At 71.8% G+C, this 21,102-nt stretch carries 18 protein-coding genes; 6 read left to right on the top strand and 12 right to left on the bottom strand.

Going from position 1 to position 21,102, the window contains the following annotated elements; genetic code table 11:
* Nucleotides 1-12: 12 nt before the first annotated feature.
* Complete coding sequence (gene nagA / locus HC031_RS28380) at nucleotides 13-1,143, top strand: N-acetylglucosamine-6-phosphate deacetylase (RefSeq protein WP_167928522.1); 1,131 nt, start codon at nucleotides 13-15, stop codon at nucleotides 1,141-1,143.
* Here the strand turns inward: nagA and HC031_RS28375 are convergent.
* The 9 genes from HC031_RS28375 to HC031_RS28335 form a co-directional block, all read right to left on the bottom strand.
* Entirely contained in the window at nucleotides 1,106-2,221 is a 1,116-nt protein-coding gene (locus HC031_RS28375; RefSeq protein WP_205863351.1) for a phosphatase PAP2 family protein, read from the bottom strand. The genes nagA and HC031_RS28375 overlap by 38 nt on opposite strands.
* Nucleotides 2,222-2,348: 127 nt before the next feature.
* A complete protein-coding gene (locus HC031_RS28370) occupies nucleotides 2,349-4,043 on the bottom strand; it encodes a substrate-binding and VWA domain-containing protein (RefSeq protein ID WP_205863356.1) in 1,695 nt (564 codons plus the stop codon).
* A 408-nt stretch (nucleotides 4,044-4,451) separates the two neighbouring features.
* Nucleotides 4,452-5,183 carry a M50 family metallopeptidase gene (locus HC031_RS28365; protein WP_167928519.1) on the bottom strand — a complete coding sequence of 244 codons (732 nt, stop codon included), beginning with the start codon at nucleotides 5,181-5,183 and terminating at the stop codon, nucleotides 4,452-4,454.
* Between the two features lie 33 nt (nucleotides 5,184-5,216).
* On the bottom strand, nucleotides 5,217-6,155 hold the full coding sequence (locus HC031_RS28360; protein ID WP_167928518.1) for a sensor histidine kinase: 939 nt from the start codon (nucleotides 6,153-6,155) through the stop codon (nucleotides 5,217-5,219).
* A 101-nt stretch (nucleotides 6,156-6,256) separates the two neighbouring features.
* Entirely contained in the window at nucleotides 6,257-7,207 is a 951-nt protein-coding gene (locus HC031_RS28355; protein WP_167928517.1) for a cation diffusion facilitator family transporter, read from the bottom strand.
* A gap of 90 nt (nucleotides 7,208-7,297) precedes the next feature.
* Nucleotides 7,298-8,347, bottom strand: coding sequence for a nitronate monooxygenase (locus HC031_RS28350; RefSeq protein ID WP_338090873.1), 1,050 nt, complete (start codon nucleotides 8,345-8,347; stop codon nucleotides 7,298-7,300).
* Entirely contained in the window at nucleotides 8,344-9,186 is an 843-nt protein-coding gene (locus HC031_RS28345) for an SCO6745 family protein (RefSeq protein WP_167928516.1), read from the bottom strand. Before HC031_RS28345 ends, HC031_RS28350 begins: the two co-directional genes overlap by 4 nt.
* A gap of 133 nt (nucleotides 9,187-9,319) precedes the next feature.
* Complete coding sequence (locus tag HC031_RS28340; RefSeq protein WP_167928515.1) at nucleotides 9,320-10,681, bottom strand: CHRD domain-containing protein; 1,362 nt, start codon at nucleotides 10,679-10,681, stop codon at nucleotides 9,320-9,322.
* 128 nt (nucleotides 10,682-10,809) lie between these two features.
* Nucleotides 10,810-11,718, bottom strand: coding sequence for a TSUP family transporter (locus tag HC031_RS28335; RefSeq protein WP_167928514.1), 909 nt, complete (start codon nucleotides 11,716-11,718; stop codon nucleotides 10,810-10,812).
* A 244-nt stretch (nucleotides 11,719-11,962) separates the two neighbouring features.
* On the opposite strand from HC031_RS28335, the gene HC031_RS28330 reads away from it, so the two are divergent.
* On the top strand, nucleotides 11,963-13,915 hold the full coding sequence (locus HC031_RS28330; RefSeq protein WP_167928513.1) for a S53 family peptidase: 1,953 nt from the start codon (nucleotides 11,963-11,965) through the stop codon (nucleotides 13,913-13,915).
* A gap of 88 nt (nucleotides 13,916-14,003) precedes the next feature.
* On the opposite strand, the gene HC031_RS33590 is transcribed toward HC031_RS28330, so the two are convergent.
* From HC031_RS33590 to HC031_RS28315, 3 genes are read right to left on the bottom strand one after another with little or no spacing between them, the layout of a single operon-like run.
* Entirely contained in the window at nucleotides 14,004-14,327 is a 324-nt protein-coding gene (locus tag HC031_RS33590) for a GNAT family N-acetyltransferase (protein WP_167928512.1), read from the bottom strand.
* Nucleotides 14,328-14,358: 31 nt separating this feature from the next.
* Complete coding sequence (locus HC031_RS28320; protein ID WP_167928511.1) at nucleotides 14,359-15,222, bottom strand: NAD(+)/NADH kinase; 864 nt, start codon at nucleotides 15,220-15,222, stop codon at nucleotides 14,359-14,361.
* Nucleotides 15,223-15,247: 25 nt separating this feature from the next.
* Nucleotides 15,248-15,544, bottom strand: coding sequence for a UBP-type zinc finger domain-containing protein (locus HC031_RS28315; RefSeq protein WP_167928510.1), 297 nt, complete (start codon nucleotides 15,542-15,544; stop codon nucleotides 15,248-15,250).
* Nucleotides 15,545-15,654: 110 nt separating this feature from the next.
* Between HC031_RS28315 and HC031_RS28310 the strand changes: the two genes are divergently transcribed.
* The 4 genes from HC031_RS28310 to HC031_RS28295 all read left to right on the top strand — a co-directional run bounded on the left by HC031_RS28310 (nucleotide 15,655) and on the right by HC031_RS28295 (nucleotide 20,983).
* Nucleotides 15,655-16,425, top strand: coding sequence for an exodeoxyribonuclease III (locus HC031_RS28310; RefSeq protein WP_167928509.1), 771 nt, complete (start codon nucleotides 15,655-15,657; stop codon nucleotides 16,423-16,425).
* A gap of 177 nt (nucleotides 16,426-16,602) precedes the next feature.
* Nucleotides 16,603-18,225, top strand: a complete 1,623-nt coding sequence (locus tag HC031_RS28305) for an alpha/beta hydrolase (protein WP_338090872.1) — start codon at nucleotides 16,603-16,605, stop codon at nucleotides 18,223-18,225.
* Nucleotides 18,226-18,866: 641 nt separating this feature from the next.
* A complete protein-coding gene (locus tag HC031_RS28300) occupies nucleotides 18,867-20,132 on the top strand; it encodes an LCP family glycopolymer transferase (protein ID WP_167928507.1) in 1,266 nt (421 codons plus the stop codon).
* A gap of 89 nt (nucleotides 20,133-20,221) precedes the next feature.
* On the top strand, nucleotides 20,222-20,983 hold the full coding sequence (locus HC031_RS28295; RefSeq protein ID WP_167928506.1) for a beta-phosphoglucomutase family hydrolase: 762 nt from the start codon (nucleotides 20,222-20,224) through the stop codon (nucleotides 20,981-20,983).
* Nucleotides 20,984-21,102 lie beyond the last annotated feature (119 nt).

Here is a 21,102-nt window from a genome sequence, read left to right as displayed (position 1 = left end):
CGGAGTACCCGCATGACCCTGCTCACCGGCCCGCGGATCGTCACCGCGCACGGAGTGATCGAGCACGGGCACGTCCGGATCTCCGGAAACACGATCGCGGAGGTGCGCCCCGACCGGCCGGACGGCGACGCGGAGGTCGTACCCGGCGCCTGGATCGTGCCCGGCTTCGTCGACATCCACACCCACGGCGGCGGCGGGCACGCCTTCACGACCGGAGACCCGCAACAGGTACGGGACGGGGCCGGCTTCCACCTGGCCCACGGCACCACGACCCTGCTGGCGAGCCTGGTCACCTCGCCGCCCGAGCCGATGCTCGCGGCGGTACGCGCGTACGCCCCGCTGGTCGCCGAGGGTGTGATCGCCGGCATCCACTTCGAGGGCCCCTACCTGTCGCGGCCGCGCTGCGGCGCCCAGAACCCGGCCCACCTGCGCCCCCCGTCGATCGACGAGCTGTCCCGGTTGCTGGACGCCGGCGGCGGCGCCGTGCGCATGGTGACCATCGCCCCGGAGCTGCCGGGCGCGCTGGAGGCCATCCGGTTCCTGGTCGCCCGCGGCGTCGTGGCCGCGATCGGGCACACCGACGCCACGTACGAGCAGACCCTCGCCGGGATCGCCGCCGGCGCCTCCGTGGGTACCCACGTGTTCAACGGGATGCGTCCGCCGCACCACCGCGAGCCCGGCCCGGTGTTCGCCCTGCTCGCCGCCGAGAGCGTCACCTGCGAGCTGGTCGCCGACGGCGTACACCTGCACGACGGCACCCTGTCCTTCGCCACGTCGGTCACCGGCCCGGCGCGGGCGGCGCTCATCACCGACGCGATGGCAGCCGCGGGCATGCCCGACGGTGCCTACGAGCTGGGTGGCCAGGACGTCACGGTCCGCGACGGGGTGGCCCGCCTGACCGACGGCGACTCGATCGCCGGCAGCACACTGACCATGGACCGGGCGCTCCGGCGAGCGGTCGGCGCCGGCGCGACGATCGTGGACGCGGCGCGGATGGCGGCCACCACGCCGGCCGCCGCGATCGGCCGGCACGACGTGGGCGCGGTGGAGGGCGGGCGGCGGGCCGACCTCGTCGTGCTCGACGACGACCTGCGGGTGCTACGCGTCATGCGCGCGGGCACCTGGCTGGCTCCTCCCTCGTGATCGCGGAACCTTTTCCGGGCCAGGGCACGAAGAAGTTTCCGCGATCATGGAAAACGCGGACGAGCAGCCGGTAGAGCAGCAGTCCGAGCATGAGCCCGGCGACCGAGTCGGTCACCCAGTGGAAGCTGAGGTAGATCGTGACGACGAGCAGGATGACCGGCGGCACCACCCGTACCGCACGCCGCCACCGGACGTCCAGCAGGCCGGCGAGGAGCAGGGCGAGAATCCCGTACCAGACGATCGCGACGACCATGTGCCCGGACGGGTACGACTGGCTGAGCGGGTCGCTGAACAGGCGCTCGGGGTGGGCCACGTGGTGCTGGTTGTTGGGTGGCGCCCGGTGCAGGCTGGTCTTGAGTACCAGCACGACGACGGCGGTGAGCACCTCGGCGGCGAGGACCGGCAGCACCGGCCGCACGGACCGCCGCCGCCAGCCCAGCAGTACCGCGAGCCCGAACACCACGACGGCGAGCGGCGTCCCCTGGCCGAGCAGGAAGCCACCGCGGGCCAGCCAGTACAGCGCCGCCGGCCGGTGCGCCCGGCACCAGTTGTCGACGCCGACGTCCACGCCCAGGAACGCGCCGCCCGACAGCGCGATGGTGAGGCCGATGAAGCCGGCAAGCAGGCCGCCGTCGACCCACCAGGACCGGGTCGGCGGTGGCGGTGGCGAGCCGTCGGCGGGCAGGCGTACCAGCCGGCACAGCGCCTCGAAGCCGGTGTCCGTGCCCGGCCAGTGCCGGCGCAGGGCCTGGGTGCCCGCCCGTCGGGCGACCGAACGCAGGGTGAGTGCGACGATGACGGCGTCGTCGGCGTACCCGACGATCGGCACGAAGTCGGGGACCAGGTCGAACGGCATCGCCAGGTAACCGCCGAGCAGCAACAGCCGTCCGCGTACCCCCGCGGGCAGGCTGCGATCGCGGGCGAGCCGGCCGACCAGCCTCAACAGGTCGGGAAGCAGCCGTAGCGCTTCCGGCAGCGCGCCCCCGCGGGGCCGTCCGAGCAGCAACGCCCCGACCAGGATGAACCAGCAGGTGAGCGCACCCGCGACGCCACCCACCACGATCTCCCACGCCCGCACGCCCGCCACGGTACCTGGCAGCGGCGACATGTCGTCGGAAGATCCGCCGGTACCGCCCGGCACACAGCGAGCCGGCGGGCTCACGGCCGTCGCCGCGAGCCCGCCGGCTCATGTGCTCAGACGCGGATCAGCGCGTTCCGGCCGACCGCAGCGCGATCGCCTTCAGGAAGATGTCGCCGATCTTGGCCGGGTCGGGAGCGAGGAACGTGCCGCCGCCGGTCGTGTTCGTGATGGTCTGCAACTCCTTCTCGCTCACCTGGTTGCCGATACCGATCGCGATGACCTGGATCGGCCGGTTCGGATCCATGATCTTTTTCAGCTCGGTCGTGAGCTGGTCGAGCGTCAGACCCTGCGGGTCGTCGTTCTGGCCGTCGGTGAAGAGCACGATCGAGTTGACCCGGCTCGGGTCCCAGTTGTTCTGCACGGCCTTGTACGCGGCGAGCATGGTGTTGTAGAGCGGCGTGCCGCCGTTGAGCTTCGGCTGGATGGTGCCGAGCCCGTTGGCGAGGTCCTGCCGACTGTTGGCCAGCAGGCCGATCGGCACGACCTCCTTGAAGTCGTTCGCGCCGTCGGCCTGGTTCGTGAAGTCCCACAGGCCGATCGCCCAGGAGTCGTCGCAGAGGGCGAGACCCTTGCGGGCGGCCTCGACGGTGACCTGTTCCTTCGAGGCGCCGCCGGCGGTGGGTACGGGCTCGGCCATCGACCCGGAGATGTCGATGACCGTGAGCATCCGTCCCGGCAGGGTGACGGCCGACCAGGTGGAGAGCACGCGGTCGAGGACCGCCGGGTCGACCGGCTTGGCGGCCGGCGACGGGGTCAGGGGCGTGCCCTTGGCCGCGGTGAACCCGCCGCCGGCGCTGCCGTCGGCGGCGCGGATGCCCGCCTTGGCCAGCTTGTCCCGGTAGGCGTCGCCGGCCAGCGTGACCATCAGCGCACGCGCCGCGCCGGCCTGGTCACCCGAGATGCCCGGCATGACGGCGAACGGGTAGTCCAGCGGCAGCGGCGCCGGGTCGACGAAGACCGGCGCCAGCGGCACGGGTGGCTGGGTGCGGTTGTAGGCGATGACGGCCTGCTCGGACAGCGGAGCGGCGCTCAGGCTGCTGGTCAGCGAGGCGGCGTCGGTGGCGCGCGGGAAGCGCGCGACCAGTTCGTCGCGCAGCGTGGCCTTCCCGGTGGCGAGCGCCCGGAGCGCGGCGACCGTGGCCGCCTGGCCGGTCGCGTCGCCGGCGGCGTTGGCGGCGGCCGCGAGGGCGAGCAGCCCGCTCGTGCCGGAGGCGTCGCGGCTGGGGTCGACGATGCCGGTGCGCAGCTTGGCGTCGGCGGTCACCTTCGACAGCAGGTCGGCCCAGGTCAGCTTCTTGTCCGGCCAGCCGAGGGTGGCCGCCACCGGCTGGGGCATCGCGACGACGACGGGGCTGCGGCCCACCGAGGGAGTATCAGCCGGCACCCAGTCCTGGCCCCCCGTGGCGCGCAGCCGCTGCAGCCACAGCGACGAGTCGGGGATCCAGACGTCGGGCACCTTCATCTTGCCGCTCGCCTGTCCGATGCCACCGAGGACCGAGTTGTGCTGGCCGGCGACGGCTGCGGCGACGTCACCGGAGTCCGCCGCGACCACGTCAACCGCGACGCACTTGCCGTTGAACCTCGGCTTGGTGTCGACCCACTGGCTGGCGGTGCTCTTGACGACGGGGGCGATCTCCTGCGTCGCCGCGACCGTCAGGCGCACCGTGCCCGAACACGAGGGAGCCGCGAAGAGGCGGTATCCGCCCCAGCTCGCGGCGATGACGGCCAGCACCGCGGCCGCGGCCGCGACCGTGCGCAGGCTTCCGGATGTACGTCCACCACCCGCGCCGGACGTGTATCTACCGGCGCGGCGATGGTTCCTATGGCGACCTCCCACGGCTACCCAATGTCCCCGAAGAAGCGTCGCGCGCACCACGTACGTTCAGTCAAAGTTACCGCCGAGAAACAGAGGGGTGGGCTGCCCAGTCTATCTACAGACATGCGCGTATAGACCAACAACAATCAGTAATTGAATCGATACGCTTACTGAGCGTAACGGAGTGACGTGGGCAACATTGCCCGCTCCGTCCCGTTTGTCATGCGATGCAAGCTACTTCGAACTGCCGACCGTGACGCGCGGGATCGCGCAGCATGAGCCGAACAGCGTTAAGTGAGCTTCGTCACTGATCCACCGTTCGGCCGGTTCGTCGGACCCACCCCCGGGGCCTCACAACCAGCCGCGGGTCATCGCCCGCGCCAGCAGCCAACCACCGAAGAGCAGTGCCACAACCGTGCCGACCCAGAAGAACACCACCCAGAAAAGGCCGGGCAGCGGAGTCAGCCGAGCCAACTGGTCGGCGTCCGAGTAGGGCACCCGACCCCGACGGCGCAGTCGCTGCAGTTCGACCACCGGCCGTACGCCGCCGGCCAGCAGCAGCCAGACCGAGAAGTACGCGAACGCGGCCTGGGTCTGGGCGGAGGCGAACCACGACACCGCGAAGACGATGCCGATCGTGGCGACGACCGACACCACCCCGAACATGTTGCGGATCATGACCAGCATCGCGGCGAGGACCACCAACGCCGCCCAGAGCATGACGGTGATCCGGCCTGCGGTCAGCAGCACCGCGCCGAGCAGTCCCAGCACTGACGGCGCGAGGTAACCGGCCATACCCGTCACGACCATGCCGGGCCCGGTGGGACGGCCGGCGGACACCGTCAGCCCCGAGGTGTCCGAGTGCAGCCGGATCCCCGCCAGCCGTCGGCCGGTGAGCAGCGCGGCCAGGGCATGGCCACCTTCGTGGGCGATCGTGACGACGTGGCGCGAGACCCGCCAGCACCGGTACGGACCGACGGCCACCAGCGCCAACACGGCGGTGCCGACCACGACGAGGCGAGGCGGCGCCGGTTGCGCCCCGGCCAGCCCGTTCCATACATCGGCTAGAGACGACACAGACACGCCGTAGCTAACCACGAGCCGATGTTCCCCGTGTCAGGCCCGCATGTACATGTACATACGGACGGTCGTGCCCTTGTGGTCGGTATGGACCCGGACCAGATCACACATGTGGTTGACCAGCAGCAGGCCCCGACCGTGTTCGCTGTGCGGGTCGGGCGGGATCCGGCCCGCCAGCGGATCGGTCAGCTGTCCCGGATCGCAGACCTCGCAGATCACACCGCCACGCTCGCGCCACACCCGGAGCGTGCCGGGCCCGCCGCCGTGGGTGACCGTGTTGGTGGCCACCTCGTTGACGGCCACCTCCAGGTCGGCGATCCGCCCGGTCGGCAGGCCCGCGCGGCCGGCGTGGCCGGCGACGAACCGGCGGACCGCCGGAAGGTCGTCGGCGTCGAAGATGAGCGTCGCGGGCGGCGTCGCCGGGTCTGTCAGCGGCCGGTTGAACTCCGCGACGACGGCCTGCGGCGCCGCGTACGCCGTGCTGGCCCGACGGCCCTCGCCGGTGGCGATGAGCGGGTGGGTCCGCTCCGCGTCGGCGAGCGCCTCCCCGGCGAGCCGCCGCGCGTCGTACGGACACAGGATCACCAGGTCGGCGTCCGCGAACGCCAGGTTGATCAGAGCCTCGTGCTGGACGCAGGCGGGGTACTCGGCCGCCGTCCGGCCCGCCCAGATCGGCTCGCCGACGATCCGCACCCGCTGCGGTGTGTGCTGGCTGACGAACGAGTGGAGGACGCCGGGAATGATCCGGCCCGGGTTGCGTCCCGCCTCGGTCATGTCGACGAACCGGACCCGGCCGGCCGAGTCGCCGAGCGCCGAGCGGATCGGCTCCATGCTGCCGGGCGGCACGGCCACCAGGACCGGCTCGTCCGCCTCCAGACCGCCCCGCACGAAAGGGACGGTGCCGGCGAGTAGTTCATCAGGCGATCGGTAGACGAGCGCCTCGTGTCGGAATGAACTTCGGGCCGAAGCACTCATGCCGTACCCATGTGGCGAAGCCGCCCGTCATGGCTCAACAAGGTCAGGACCCCCTCGCGGAGGACGATACGCTGACATCGGCGGAACCGACCAGATCACTGTCAAGTTGATGAACGTTCGTCCGCCCCGGGTACGAGCGTGATCTCGACATCTGCGATGACCTCCACGGCGCACAGGCTGGCACGTAGGTCGTACGTCTTCGCCATGAGCTCCTCCGCCGGCAGCCGGGCCACCTCCGCTACGGGCAGCAACCGCACCATCACCAGCACCCGCTGCGGTCCGATGTAGACGGCGGTCAGGCTCTCGATGGCGCCTACCCACGGTTCCGCCACGATCCGGCCGCGCAGTCGTTCGAGCACGTCCGGCGGTGGCGACTCGTCGATCAGCAGCCCCTTGGACCGGCGGGCGACCAGGAACGCGACCCCGACGAGGAGCAGACCGATGAGAATGCTGGCCCCGGCGTCCCAGCCGGTCCAACCGGTCGCCCAGTGCAGCACCAACGCGCCGAGCGCGAGCCCGATGCCGACGATGGCGGCGCTGTCCTCCAGCAGCACCGTCGTGGCGGTCGGGTCGGACGCGCTCCGGACGTGTTCGGCCAGTGAGCGCCGGCGGGCGCGGGCCTCCTCACGCAGCTGCGCATGGGCGGTGCGCCACGACAGCGCCTCCAGGGCCAGGGAGACAACCAGGACCCCCACCCCCACGGGCACATTCGTCAGCGGCTTCGGATGCCGGATCGCGTCGACGCCCTCGTCGATGGAGAGGACTCCGCCGACGACGAAGATGCCGATGGCGGCGAGGAACGCCCAGAACCAGCGCTCCTGCCCGTACCCGAACGGGTGGCGCTCGTCCGCCGGGCGCCCGGAGCGCCGCAGGCCGACGAACAGCAGCACCTCGTTGCCGGTGTCGGCGAGCGAGTGAGCGGTCTCGGCCCAGAGCGCCGCCGAGCCGGTCAGGGCCGCTGCGGCCCCCTTGGCGAACGCGATCGCGAGGTTGACGGCGACCGCGACGACGACAGTACGGGTACTGGCCTCACCCGAGGCCGACTCGGACATGAGCCGAGTCTGCCACTCGGCGGGCAGGCCGGTTGTCCGGCCGGCAACCGGCCGGTACGGCGGCATTCGGCTTACACGGCCGCGATCGGCTTATACCGCCGGCAACCGGTGGCTCAGCGCCGCGATCGTCGCCGCCGCCTCCGCGGTGAGCTGATCGACCACCTCCGCGGCCGGCAGCTCGCGGGACAGCGCGTGCGCCTGCCCGGCCCACAGGTTCAGCACCGACGGATCCCCGGCCTCGCGGCCGGCCGCCCGCAGCGGCGCGGTCACCTGGTGCACGTGCGGGTACGCGGCCGGCGCGGCCCCGTCGTGCGCCCGCATGAACTCGTTCACCACGCCCCGCGCGCGCCGGCCGGTGAAAGCCCGGGTCAGCCTGGTGTCGCCCGACCCCGCCACCGCGGCCCGGTGCACGGCCGAGGTACCGGCCTCCGGGCAGCGCAGGAATGCGGTGCCCAGGGCCGCGGCCGAGGCCCCGGCGGCGAGTACGGCCGCGAGCCCGGGACCGTCGGCGATCCCACCGGCCGCCACCATCGGCAGCCGGGTCGCCGCTGCCACCAACCGCAGCAGCGGCAGGAGCGCGTACTCGTCGGCGTCGTCGGCCCCGCCGCGATGCGCGCCGGCCTCCATCCCCTGTACGACGACCGCGTCGGCGCCGACCTCCTCGGTCTCGGCGGTGGCCGCCGGGTGCGAGACGGTCACCCACACCTCGCTGCCCCGGTCGTGCAGCGCGTCGACCACGGCTGCCGTGGGCACGCCGAAGGCGAACGACACGACGGGTACGGGGTCGGCCAGCAGCAGGTCCACCTTCTCGGCGTACGCGTCGTCGCCGCCAACGGGCTCGCCCAGCGCGACATCCCACTGGCGGGCGAGCGGGGCCAGCCGCTCGGCGTACGCGGTGATCGCCGCGGCGTCGGCCGGCGGCCGTACCGGTGCGAAGACGTTCACCCCGAACGGCCGGTCGGTCAGCCGGCGGGCCTGCGCGATGTCGTCGGCCAGCCGCTGCGGTGACAGGTAAGCGCCGGCGAGGAAGCCGAACCCGCCGGCGTCGGACACGGCCGCGGCGAGCGCCGGAGTGGACGGGCCGCCGCCCATCGGCGCGGCGATGATCGGACGGCGCAGGCCGTCGAGGATCGCGCTCACGCCGCGCGGTCGTGCCTGGGCAGGCCGATCGGGGTCTCGGCGGGCAGGGCCGCCCGGCACGTGGCCGCGATCGGGGTGAGCAGGTCCGACAGGCGCTCGACGTCGACGGACTCCCACGGCCCGGCCGCCGCCCGGTCGGTGGCCGCCTCGATGTCGCGGTGCGCGGCGAGCGCCGTGTCGGTGGGCCGACCTTCGGCGTCGAGCCAGCCGCGCTCGGTCAGCCGCCGCGCGGCGTCGTCCCATTCGGCGTCGGTCCAGCCCCGGATCGGCTGGAGCACCTCCCGCGACATGTCGTACGCCGACCGCCAGACGAGCACCTCGCACGGACCCACGCCGGCGGCGACGAGCGCGGCCACGTGCCCGTCGCCGCGGTGTTCGCGCAGCGTGGTGGCGGCCTGCCAGAGCCGGGTCAGGGGTTCGTCGGGTACGGGCAGCGCCGCGTTGGCGGCCCCCAGCACCCGCCCGGCGGGCTCGACCCGACGGGCGGCGTCGGCCAGGAGCTCGGCCGCCTCCGCGATGGCGCCCGCCGGCTGGTCGGCCAGTAGCCGGGCCAGCGCGGCGGTCGCGCCGTCGGCCCGTGCGCGCAGCACCGCCTCGGGGGTCGCGCGCTGCCAGACATCGGGTAGGGCGCGCTCGACCATGGCGGGCGCGAAGTTGTAGAACGACGCCACGACCGGGCCGGCGTCGACCGGGCCGAGCGGCGCCGCGCGCCCGGCGAAGTAGCCGCGCCAGAAGCCGCGCAGCCCGGCCGCCTGGAACGCCGCGAGGGGCTCGGGCGTGAAGTAGGTGATCGCGTGGACCGGTTCGTACAGGGTCCACATCCGGCGCGCCACGTTCATGCCCGCAGCATGGCACGGCAACGCTCCGGGGGCGGCGATGATCTGCGTCACGCCCCGCCCCTGCCGTCATGATCCTGAAGGATTTTCCGTGCTGGGGCACGGAAAATCCTTCAGGATCACGGGAAGGGCCGGGCTACGCGAGGAAGACGTAGTCCGCCTCGTACGGGACCGCGACGGTCGGCCGGGTCGCCGGGTCGCAGGCCCCGGTCGGCGCCACGCCACCGACGGTGTTCAACCGCTCGATCTCCACCACACCGGCGAGCAGGCCGCTGTCGGCGCCGATCCGGGTCGCGGCGAGGTCGAGCTCGGGGATGTTGCCCGCACCGTTGGGCGTCCGGGACAGCACCGTGCCGGTGACCGCGCTGCCGTCGCGGGCGACCCATCGTGGCGGGCCCGCGTCGTCGGTGACGAACGAGTGCGTGATGCCGCCCGCGAGCCGGGCCCGCACGTTGTGCTGGGTGTACGCGTACGAGCCGGACGCCTGCCGGGTGCAGGCGTAGATCTGCGCGCCTTTCAGCACCGGGGCGACGACGGTGGACGCCTGGTACGCGGCCGCGCCGGCGCCCGACCGGAAGAGCTGACCGCGCACCGCCCCGCCACCGAACTCCGCGGTGTGCAGGTTGACGTAGAAGCCCGTCGGATCCTTACCGATCTTCTTGGCGAGGTCGCGCCGGACGTCCTCGACGACGCCGGCCACGCCCGTGAGGGAGGCGGGCAACCCACCGGGGGCCGCGAACAGGTTCACCGCGACCGGCCCGTTGGCGCCGACCCCGCCCTGGTGCAGGTGGCCGTCGGTCGGCGGGGCGATGCCCGACCAGCTGAACGCGAACCGGACGTCGTCGTCGCCGGCGCGCACGAAGGCGACCGCGTGCCCGTCCGGGTCACCGGTGCGCTTACCCGGCGTCGGTACCTCCTGGCCGCCGTCGAGGATCGCGGCGAGCGGGCCGCCGCGCAGAACAGCGTTCAGGTCGACCGGGTGGGTCACCTTGTGCAGTTGACCGCGTACCGCGCCACCCGGGAAATCGGCGTCGTGCAGATTGGCGTAGAAGCGACCCGGATCGGTCCGCAGCGACTCGAGAAGCGACGGATCGGCCACGGTCACCGTGCCGACGGCCGCCGTGAGGGTGTCCGGCAGCTTCGCGCCGAACAGCGGTACCTCCACCGGCCCGTTGACGCCTGCCGCACCGAGGTGGATGTGCCCGGCGGTCGGTGCGCCGATCCCGCTCCACCTGACAGCGAAGGAGAGCTGGTCGCCCTTGATGCGCACCACCTCGACGGCCCGGCCGTCCCTGTCACCCACGGCCGGCGATCCGGCGGGCCCGGGCACCTCGTTGCGGCCGTTGAGGGCGGCGACGAGGTAGGTGGCGTCGTCCGTCGCCCCGGCCGGCGGTTCATTCCGGGCGGTGTCCGCCCACGCCGCCCCCGGCAGGGCGAGCCCGACCCCGGTTGCGGCGGCTACGGCCAGCGCGAGCCGGAAACGTGCTGTTCGAAGCATCCGAGAACCCCTCAGTGGACCGGCGCCCGGTGCGCCGGCGACTGATGCAGACACGGTTACCGCGAGGCAGCGGTTCAGGGCGCAGGGTGAGGCTCGGTCTGGCTGTCGGATACGCGACCGATCGGTGGTCAGGCGGTGTGCGAGTCGGCGTACACGCGCGAACCGACGGCGGCCGGCCGGCGGCCGAGCGCGCCGCGGCGGACGGCGGACCCGAGCACGCCCACGACGACCGTGACTCCCAGCGTCACGAGAAGGACCAGGTTGGGCGCGCCGAACAGCTTCAGCGCGCTGGCCAGCAGCACCACCACGAGAGCGGCCCGTACGACGCGCGCGGGGGCCCGCGACGACAGCCGGGCGCCGATCAGGACGCCGGGGATCGAACCGACGAGGATCCCCAGCGACAGGTCGAGATGGAAATCGCCGAACAGCACATGCCCCAGCGCCGCGGCGGCGACGAGCGGGACGGCCTGGACGAGGTCGGTGCCGACGAGGTCGTTGGCGCGCAGCATCGGGTACAGCGCCAGCAACACGACGATGATGAGTGAACCGGAGCCGACCGAGGTCAGCCCGACCACGAGTCCGCCCACGGCGCCGAGCAGCAGCGTGGGCAGCGGCCGTACCCGCAGCGGCGTCGCCGACGGCGCATCGTCGCGCCGGGAGGTCTCCCGGAGGCTTTTGACGATCAGTCCCATGACAGCGAGAAGGAGCGCAACGCCCAGCGCGAGTTGAACGGCGTGCTGGATGCCGCCGCCAGTGCCGATGGCGCGCATGAGCAGGACGCCGAGGAAGGCGCACGGGACGCTCCCCGCGCACAGCCACCCGACGAGGCGCCAGTTGACGGTGCCGCGGCGGATGTGCACGAAGCTGCCGAACGGCTTCATCACCGCGCTCGCCACCAGGTCGCTGGAGACGGCCGCGAGCGGCGGCACACCGAAGAAGAGCACCAGGACCGGGGTCATCAGCGCGCCGCCGCCCATACCGGTGAGGCCGACGACGATCCCGACTCCGAGGCCGGCGAGCGCGAGGACTGGATCCACCCGTCGAGTGTGGGCCAACCGCCGCAACTTGTCTACCTAACCAACCAGATTGGTGGGAAATCTTGGTCCGGGTCACACTGAGGCCACCCCTTGCCCGCCCCTCGCCGGGAGCGGATCACCGAGCGCCGCCCTTGACACCCGGATCATCCGCCAGATCCCATTGACGCTCGTCAAAATAAAGCCGTCCGCCGCACCAGCGGCGGGCCTGCCCCTGCTCAACCCGCGACAGCAGGAGAGAAGATCTATGGCTTTTCGCTTCATCCGCCGGGCGACGGTCGTGATCGGCGCCACCGCGCTCACCCTGTCGGCGCTCGGCAGCGCCGCCTCCGCCGCACCTGACGGCGGCGCTGCCCGTGACAGCCGATCCCCGCTGCCCGGCACGGTGCCGGCCTGGGCGCAGCCATCGCGCGCGTCAGCGACGCCGGCAGCCTCGGACACGGTGTCCTTCACCGTCGCGCTGTCGCTGCGCGACGGCGACGCGGCCGAGCGCCTCGCGATGGCGGTGTCCGACCCCACCAACAGGCAGTACGGCCACTACCTGACGCCCGCGCAGTTCAACGCGCGGTTCGCGCCGACGCCCGCCCAGGTGGCGCGGGTACGCGCGTTCCTGACCGGCCAGGGCATGGCGGTCGACCAGGTCGCCGAAGGCAACCGGTGGATCCGGGCCACCGGCACCGTCGCCCAGGTCAACCACGCCTTCGGGGCCGAACTCAAGACGTACACGTGGCGCGGCAGGAAGCTGCGCGCACCGTCGAAGTCCGCGTCCGTGCCGGCCTCGGTCCGGCCGGACGTGCTCGCGGTGACCGGCCTCGACGACTCGGCCAAGCTCCGGCACCCGCTCAACCGCCGGCTGCCGGAGCCCGGCGTGACCGCCGCCTCCGCCGCCCCCGGGGCCACCCCGCCGGCGCCCAGCCAGTGCTCGAACTTCTGGGCCCAGAACTACCAGACCCTGCCGCCGGCCTACGGCAAGACGACCTTCCCCACGTACATCTGCGGCTACAGCCCCGATCAGCTGCAGGGCGCGTACGACATCAAGTCGACGCTCGCCGGTGGCCGGAACGGGCACGGCGTCACCGTCGCCATCATCGACGCGTACGCCTCACCGACGATGGCGGCCGACGCCAACGCGTACGCCCGGAACTTCGGCCAGCCGGAGTTCACCGCGGGCCAGTACGCCGAGACGGTGTTCCGGCCGTTCGGCATGCAGGCCGAGTGCGGCGGCGAGTCTGCCTGGAACGGCGAGCAGACGCTCGACGTGGAGGCGGTCCACAGCCTGGCGCCGGGCGCCGCGGTGCGCTACATCGGCGCCCGCGACTGCGACCAGGGCATCGACGAGGCCATCAACTACGCGGTACAGCACCGGGTCGCCGACATCGTGAGCAACTCGTACGGCAACGCCGGCGAGGACATCCCGGCCGCCGAGATCGCCAAGCAGCACGCCATGTTCGTCCAGGCCGCGGCCGAGGGGATCGGCTTCTACTTCTCCTCGGGTGACTCCGGCGACGAGGTCACCCTGGGCAACACCCCGGCCGCGCAGCCCGACTACCCGGCGTCCGACCCGATGGTCACCGCGGTGGGCGGCACCAGCCTCGGGGTCGACGCCGCGAACGGGTACCAGTTCGAGACCGGGTGGGGCACGGACATCGCACCGGTCGACTACAGCAAATCGCCCGCGCGCTACACCGCCGCGCCGCCCGGCACGTTCCGCTTCGGCGCCGGCGGCGGTACGAGCACCGTGTTCGCGCAGCCCAAGTACCAGGCGGGCAAGGTGCCCGCGAGCCTGTCCCGCCAGTTCGGTGGCGCCCCGATGCGGGTCTCCCCCGACGTCGCGGCGATCGCCGACCCGTACACCGGCTTCGCGATCGGGCAGACCGTGGGCGGCGGGTTCGCGCTCAGCTCGATCGGCGGCACCAGCCTGGCCTGCCCGGTCTTCGCCGCGATCCAGGCGCTCGCGAGTACCGGCCGGCACACGCCCATCGGCTTCGCCAACCCGCTGCTGTACGGGTTGAAGTCGTCGGTCTACCACGACGTCGTCCCGCAGCGGGTGCCGACCGCGGTGGCCACCCCGTCCGGGACGGCCCTGGTCACCTTCGACCGCGACTCGACGCTCGCGACCTCGTTCGGCTACGACGACGTGACCGGCCTCGGCAGCCCGCGCGGTGGCGCGCTGCTCGCCGAGGAGCGCAAGGGCCGCTGAGCCCGGATCGGTCGGTCCAGCCCACGTCGGCGGCGACCCGGGCGATCGCCTGGGTCGCCGTCGACGCACCGTACCTCCGGCGGTGGCGTCAGTTGGCGGACGAGACGCGGGCGGAGTTCGTGCCGGCGCTCCGGTCGGGCGCGGCCACCAGGTCGGAGTACTCCGGATGGCGCTTGATGTAGGTGGAGATGAACGGGCAGCTGGCGACGGCCCGGTCACCGCCGGCACGCACGGCGTCGAGCGCGCCGGCCGCGAGCTTGCTGCCCAGGCCCTGGCCCTCGAACTCCGGGTAGACCTCGGTGTGGGTGAAGTCAACGGTCCTGGGGGCCCGCCGATACTGCGTGAAACCGGCCACCCGGCCGTCGATACGCACCTCGTAACGCGACAGTTCGGGGTTGTGGACGATGCTCATCTCAGACACGTTGCCGCCTTTCACGAAGGGCTCATTCGACTTCGGCACTGCTGCTGACCCGGAGCTTGCGTCGGGCGCGTTCGTAGAACGTGGTCTGGCCGAGGCGGACCACGTACGCCGCGCCCGGCACCGGTTTGACCAACAGGCTGTCGCCGGGCCTCACGTACCCCCGCACGGCGCCGTCAACCTCCACCGCCAGCTGCCCGCTCGTGGGTAGGACGTCGAGGACCAACCGCTCGTCGAGGGAGAGGAACAGCGGCCGGTTGAAGGTGGAGTGCGCTGCCGCCGCGCTGACGAGCAGACCCTCCACAGTGGGCGACACGATGGGCCCGCCGGCGGAGAAGCTGTACGCGGTGGACCCGGTCGGGGTGGCGACGATGACAGCATCGGCGGCGTACTGCACGAACTGGTGCCCCTCCACGGTGATGCCCACCGCCGCGATGTGATCGCCCGGGATCCGGGCCAGGTCGATGTCGTTGAACGCGGTCACCGTCTCCCCGTCGGGCAGCGCGGTGGACACGGCCAACCGCGGCTCGACGGTGTGCCGGTGTTCGTCGATCGCCGACAACGCACCCGGCAGGTCGGGCACGTCGACCTCGGCCAGGAAGCCCAGCCGCCCGAGGTTGACCCCGAGGATCGGGGTCTTGCGCCCCTCGGCCAACCTCATCGTCCGCAGCATGGTGCCGTCGCCGCCGAGGCTGACGAGTAGCTGCGAACGCTCGACCAGCTCCTGCGGGTCGACGGCCACGGCGCTGCAGGCGATCCGGTCGACCTCGTCGTGCAGGCCGAGCACGGTCGCGTTCCGCTGGTGTGCCCAGCGCAGGATCGTGTCGATCGCGGCCGCCGAGTCGCGGCGGGGATGCAGTACCAGGCCGACCGTCTGTACATGGCCCATTCCGTCACTTTACGGCGCGTGACGGTCAGGCGTGCGCGTACGAGGGCGCCCCGGCCACCTCGAAAGCGACATCGTCGACGAAGCACCACCACCAGTCCTCGCCCGGCTCGTACGACTGCACGATCGGGTGCCCGGTGGCGTGGGAGTGGAATCTCGCGTGCTGGTTCGGCGAGCTGTCACAGCAGCCGACGTGCCCGCAGGTCATGCACAACCGCAGGTGTACCCAGGGGCTGCCACTGGCCAGGCACTCCTGGCAGCCGTCGGTGGCGGGGGTGACATCCGGACGGGTTTCGCCGAGGTGGGTACAGGCCGGGATAGTCATGATCAGCTCCTTCCGGAGCACGGGCGCGGGAACCGGGTGACTACCCCGACGCCCCGAGATCATGAGCGGGCCGGGCGACGGGACGGGATCCCGTAGGGCAGGCTGTGGGGATGCGCCTCGCGACGTGGAACGTCAACTCGGTACGGGCCCGGCTGCCCCGACTGCTGGACTGGCTCTCCGCGACCAAGCCGGACGTGGTCTGCCTGCAGGAGATCAAGTGCTCCGCGGAGACGTTCCCGGCGGGTGAGGTGGGCGAGCTGGGTTACGCCACCGCCGCGTACGGCATCGGCCAGTGGAACGGGGTCGCCCTGCTGTCCCGGGTGGGCCTCGACGACGTCACCCGCGGCTTCGCCGGCGAACCCGGCTTTCCCGACCCGGAAGCGAGATCGATCTCCGCGACCTGCGACGGGGTACGGGTCTGGTCGGTCTATGTGCCCAACGGCCGTACGCCTGACTCCCCGCACTACACGTACAAGCTGGCCTGGCTCGCCGCGCTGCGTGCGGCGCTGGCGGCGGAACTCGCCGGCGGCGGCCCGCTCGCGGTGTGCGGCGACTTCAACGTCGCGCCGACCGATGCCGACGTGTGGGACCCGTCCGTGTTCGTGGGGTCGACGCACGTGACGCCGCCCGAGCGGGGGGCGCTGGCCGACCTGCGTGCGCTCGGCCTCACCGACGTGGTGCCCCGGCCGATGAAGGGCGACCACCCGTTCACCTACTGGGACTACCGGGCCGGCATGTTCCACCAGGACAAGGGCATGCGCATCGACCTGGTCTACGCCACCGGCGACCTGGCCGGCCAGGTGCGGTCGGCGTACATCGACCGGGAGGCCCGCAAGGGCAAGGGACCGTCCGACCACGCACCTATCGTGGTCGATTTCTAACGCTGCGCACCGACGCAGGGTCACCTGATCGACGACCACCCTTTCTTCTCCGCTCGGCACCCGTTAACCCGGGAAATTCGGGGCTCGACCCCTTCCGCACCGCCCTGCCCACCGACAAGATCGGGCAGTGACGCATGCCTATGACTGACCGCCGGCATGCCCGAGAGGGAGGGTCGTGTGAAGGCAACGACAACAGGTTCACGGGCGAGAAGGATCCTCGTCTTCAGCGCCGCCGCCGTGATGGCCGCCACGAGCGCCGGATCGGCGGCCTGGGCGGGCCCCGCGGTCGCGTCGTCGGGTACGGATGCGGCCGCGTCAGGCATCAGTTGGGGCAAGTGCGATAAAGCCGGCCTGATCAAGCGGAACGCGGAGTGCGGGCTCCTCTCCGTTCCCCTCGACTACAGCCACCCGAACGGCAAGAAGATCAAGCTGGCGGTGTCGCGGATCAAGCACAAGACGCCCGACGCGCAGTACCAGGGCATCATGCTGGTCAACCCGGGCGGCCCCGGCGGCTCCGGGCTCGGCCTGTCGGTTCTCGGCGAGTACGTGCCCAAGAACGCCGGCGACGCCTACGACTGGATCGGGTTCGACCCGCGCGGCGTCGGCGAGAGCCAGCCGGCCCTGTCGTGTGACCCGAACTACCAGGGCCCGAACCGCCCCGACTACATCCCCTGGAACGCGAGCCTGGAAAAGACGTGGCTGGACCGGTCCAAGGCGTACGCCGAGGCCTGCGGCAAGAACGGCGGTGACCTGCTCAACCACCTCACCACGATCGACTCGGCCAAGGACATGGACCGCATCCGGGCCGCGCTCGGCGCACACCAGATCAACTACTACGGCTTCTCGTACGGCACCTACCTCGGCCAGGTCTACTCGACGCTGTTCCCGGAGCGGGTGCGCCGGATGGTCCTCGACAGCAACGTCGACCCGCGCAAGGTCTGGTACCAGGCCAACCTCGACCAGGACGTGGCGTTCGAGAAGAACATCAAGATCTGGTTCGGCTGGCTCGCCAGGTACGACAGCGTCTACCACCTCGGCAACACCGAGCAGGCGGTGGAGGCGCGCTGGTACGCCGAGCAGTTCAAGCTGCGCGCCAAGCCGGCCGGCGGGGTCGTCGGTCCCGACGAGTGGACCGACATCTACCTGTGGGCCGGGTATTACCAGTCCACCTGGACCGATCTCGCCGACACCTTCGCCAACTGGGTGCGCACGGGCGACCCGGCGCCGCTGATCCAGGCGTACCGGAACGCCGACGGTCCGGGCGACGACAACGGGTTCGCCATGTACCTCGGCGTCCAGTGCGTCGACGTGCAGTGGCCGACCAGCTGGGACCAGTGGAAGCGCGACAACTGGCGGACCTTCCGGTCCGCGCCGTTCGAGACCTGGGGCAACGCCTGGTTCAACGCGCCGTGCATCTACTGGCCGGCCAAGGCCCACAAGCCCGTGAAGATCGACGGCAGCAAGGTCGCCAGCGCCCTGCTGGTCGACGAGACGCTGGACGCCGCGACGCCGTACGAGGGCAGCCTGGAGGTCCGCCGGCTGTTCCCGCACGCCAGCCTGATCGCCGAGCCGGGCGGCACCACGCACGCCGGCACGCTCAACGGCAACGCCTGCGTCGACAACCAGATCGCCGACTACCTGGCCAGCGGCAAGCTGCCGGCCCGCAAGAAGGGCAACGGCGCGGACACCACGTGTGACCCGCTTCCCGAGCCCGTACCCGCCGGGGCCGCGCCGGCCGCCGCGTCGACGATGCACGCGCAGGCCGTCCCCAGCCGACCCCGGTCGGTGACACACCCCTGACCGGAGCCAGCCATGATCGCGGAGGCTTTTCCGTGTTTCGCGACCCGGAAAAGTCTCCGCGATCAGGAGTTCGGCTCACTCTTGCGGTGCTGGCCGAACAGGCGGACATGAGCGTACGAACGTTCACACAACGGTTCCGGGCGGAGGCCGGGATCAGCCGGACGCGGTGACTGTCGCGGCGACGGACGGACCACGCGCGGCTGCCCCCGGAGACCGCCGATCCGCGCGTCGAACGGATCGCCCGACGGGCCGGCTTCGAAACCGCGACGTCGCCGTGCCAGCACCTACATCGGCGATCGGGCGGTCTCGGACCGCCTGCCAGCGGACGTTCGCCGGAGCCGGTACCGCGGTGACGCACCGTCCGGACGACGGCCGTCACCGGTCGTGATCGGCCGTATGTACAGGCGTAACAGGAGTCACGGTGGTTCCCCAGGAGTGGCGGACTACCGCTACCGTGTACCAGCACGTTTCGCTGAAGTGTCGGAGATGGGAGGGCGATGCCCGCCGGTTCGCATCCCCCGGGTCGTGGCCGCGCCGAGCGCCACTCCGGCCCCGTTTTCTCATCGGGAACGGTATTCACGTCAGGATCCGGGAACGGCAACACTCAGCCGCCAACCGCCCGACCGGCCGCGGTCGCGAGCGTGCCGACGGCCACCGGCCGGCCTCCGCTCGGCCCGAATCAGCCGGCGGGCGCCTGGGCGCCGCAGCCCGACCGGGCAGCCGCCGCGGCAAGGCCGCCGCGGGCGTCAGGTCCGCCGCCGCAGCAGCCACCGGCCGTCCGGAAGAAGCGGCACCGCGACCCGTGGTGGGCCAAGGTGCTCGTCATCGCGGGCGCGATGCTGATGCTGCTCAGCGGCACCGCCATCGCCGGCGGCACGGTGCTGCTCAACCGCTACACCGGCTCGGTCAACCAGCAGAGCCTGCTCGGCTCCGAGGCGATGGCCACCGGCACGTCGATCAACGGGCCGCTGACCATACTTCTCGTCGGCATCGACGAGCGGCCCGGCGAGGGCGTCGAGGGCTCCCGCTCCGATTCGATTGTCATTGCGCATATCGACGCCAGCCATAATGGGGCCTATCTGGTGTCCATCCCGCGCGACTCGCGGGTGCAGATCCCGCCGTTCCCGAAGAGCCACTACCCGGGCGGCATTGACAAGATCAACTCGGCGTTCTTCTTCGGCAGCCAGAACGGCGGCGGGCGAGCGGGCGGCTTCGAACTTCTCGCGCTCACCATCAAACGGCTGACGGGCATCACGTTCAACGCCGGCGCGATCGTCAACTTCCAGGGGTTCCAGGACGTCACCCGGGCCCTCGGCGGCGTGCACATGTGCGTCGACGAGACGGTGACCTCGATCCACATCGGCTGGGACGCCAATGGCAAGGAAACCGCCCCCTACCGGATGACGCCCGATCTCCAGCTGATCAAGATCCCCGGGGTGCGGCCACAGGTGTACAAGCCCGGCTGCCAGGACCTGTCCGCCTGGCAGGCGCTCGACTACGTGCGCCAGCGCGAGCTGATCAGTGACGGCGACTACGGCCGGCAGCGCCACCAGCAGCAGTTCATCAAGGCGCTCGCGAAGAAGACGCTGAGCGCCGGCGTGGTGACCAACCCGGCGAAGCTCGACTCCGTCCTCCGCGCCGCCGGCGAGGCCCTGACCGTCGACAACGGCAACTTCAAGCTCACCGACTGGCTGTTCACCCTCAAGGACATCAACCCGAGCAACGTCACCATGATCAAGACGAACGCCGGGACCTTCCACTCCGAGACCATCAACGGCCAGTCCTTCGAGACGCTCGACCCCACCAGCCTCCAGCTGCTGCAGTCGGTACGCGACGACAGGTTGAGCGACTTCGTCGCCCAACACCCCGACTGGGTCAACACCGACGGGGCGGCCATCGGGGGCTGACCCACCCGCGACCGACAGACCGCTGACCGAGCCGGCCGGCGACCACCAGAGCATGGTGGTCGCCGGCCGGCTCGGTTAGCGTGGCCATCATGCTCGGCCTGCCCGCGGGCATTCGCGCGTGCCTGTTCGACCTCGACGGTGTCCTGACCCCGACGGCGGCGGTCCACGCCGCGGCGTGGAAAGAGGTGTTCGACGAGTTCCTGCGGCAACACGCCGCGCGCACCGGCGCGGAGTTCCGGCCGTTCGACCAGGTGGCCGACTACGACGAGTACGTCGACGGCAGGCCCCGCGCCGACGGCACCCGGTCGTTCCTGGCGTCCCGCCACGTCACCCTGCCCGAGGGCCAGCCGGACGACCCGCCCGACAAGGAGACCGTCCAGGGGCTGAGCGCGCGCAAGGACGAGGCGTTCGCGCGGCGGCTGCACCATGACGGGGTCAAGCCGTACGAGGGCTCGGTGCGCTACCTGCGGGCGGCGCGCGACGCCGGGCTACGGCGCGCGGTCGTGTCGTCGAGCAGGCACTGCGCGGAGATCCTGGTCGCCGCCGGCATCGCCGACCTCATCGAGGCGCGGGTGGACGGCGTCGTCGCCCCGCGGGAGGGGCTGCGCGGCAAGCCGGCGCCCGACACGTTCCGGTACGCGGCCCGCCTGCTCGGGGTCGAACCGGCAGCGGCCGTGGTGTTCGAGGACGCGCTGGCCGGCGTCGCCGCCGGCCGGGCCGGCGGGTTCGGGTACATCGTCGGCGTCGACCGGGCGGGCCAGGCCGACGAACTGCGCACGCACGGCGCCGACACGGTGGTGAAGGATCTCGCCGAACTACTGGACCGACCGGATCCGGGGGTCAAATCGTGATCAGGCACTCGGCGTTCCCCTGCCATCCCTGGGAGGTCCGCGAAAGCGGGCTCGATCTCCGGGTGCTGGCGCAGTCGGAGTCGGTGTTCGCGCTGTCCAACGGGCACATCGGCCTGCGC

Source organism: Planosporangium thailandense (genome assembly GCF_011947195.1).
GTDB lineage: Bacteria > Actinomycetota > Actinomycetes > Mycobacteriales > Micromonosporaceae > Planosporangium > Planosporangium thailandense.
Note: the sequence above shows the minus strand (reverse complement) of the source record. Positions and strands in the feature narration are given on the sequence as shown.

Excerpts from the sequence above, each read along its gene's own strand:
- nagA (WP_167928522.1), top strand. The coding sequence starts at position 13 with ATGACCCTGCTCACCGGCCCGCGGATCGTCACCGCGCACGGAGTGATC.
- HC031_RS28360 (WP_167928518.1), bottom strand. The coding sequence starts at position 6,155 with ATGAGTGCTTCGGCCCGAAGTTCATTCCGACACGAGGCGCTCGTCTAC.
- HC031_RS28355 (WP_167928517.1), bottom strand. The coding sequence starts at position 7,207 with ATGTCCGAGTCGGCCTCGGGTGAGGCCAGTACCCGTACTGTCGTCGTC.
- HC031_RS28345 (WP_167928516.1), bottom strand. The coding sequence starts at position 9,186 with ATGAACGTGGCGCGCCGGATGTGGACCCTGTACGAACCGGTCCACGCG.
- HC031_RS28340 (WP_167928515.1), bottom strand. The coding sequence starts at position 10,681 with ATGCTTCGAACAGCACGTTTCCGGCTCGCGCTGGCCGTAGCCGCCGCA.
- HC031_RS28330 (WP_167928513.1), top strand. The coding sequence starts at position 11,963 with ATGGCTTTTCGCTTCATCCGCCGGGCGACGGTCGTGATCGGCGCCACC.
- HC031_RS33590 (WP_167928512.1), bottom strand. The coding sequence starts at position 14,327 with ATGAGCATCGTCCACAACCCCGAACTGTCGCGTTACGAGGTGCGTATC.
- HC031_RS28320 (WP_167928511.1), bottom strand. The coding sequence starts at position 15,222 with ATGGGCCATGTACAGACGGTCGGCCTGGTACTGCATCCCCGCCGCGAC.
- HC031_RS28315 (WP_167928510.1), bottom strand. The coding sequence starts at position 15,544 with ATGACTATCCCGGCCTGTACCCACCTCGGCGAAACCCGTCCGGATGTC.
- HC031_RS28310 (WP_167928509.1), top strand. The coding sequence starts at position 15,655 with ATGCGCCTCGCGACGTGGAACGTCAACTCGGTACGGGCCCGGCTGCCC.
- HC031_RS28295 (WP_167928506.1), top strand. The coding sequence starts at position 20,222 with ATGCTCGGCCTGCCCGCGGGCATTCGCGCGTGCCTGTTCGACCTCGAC.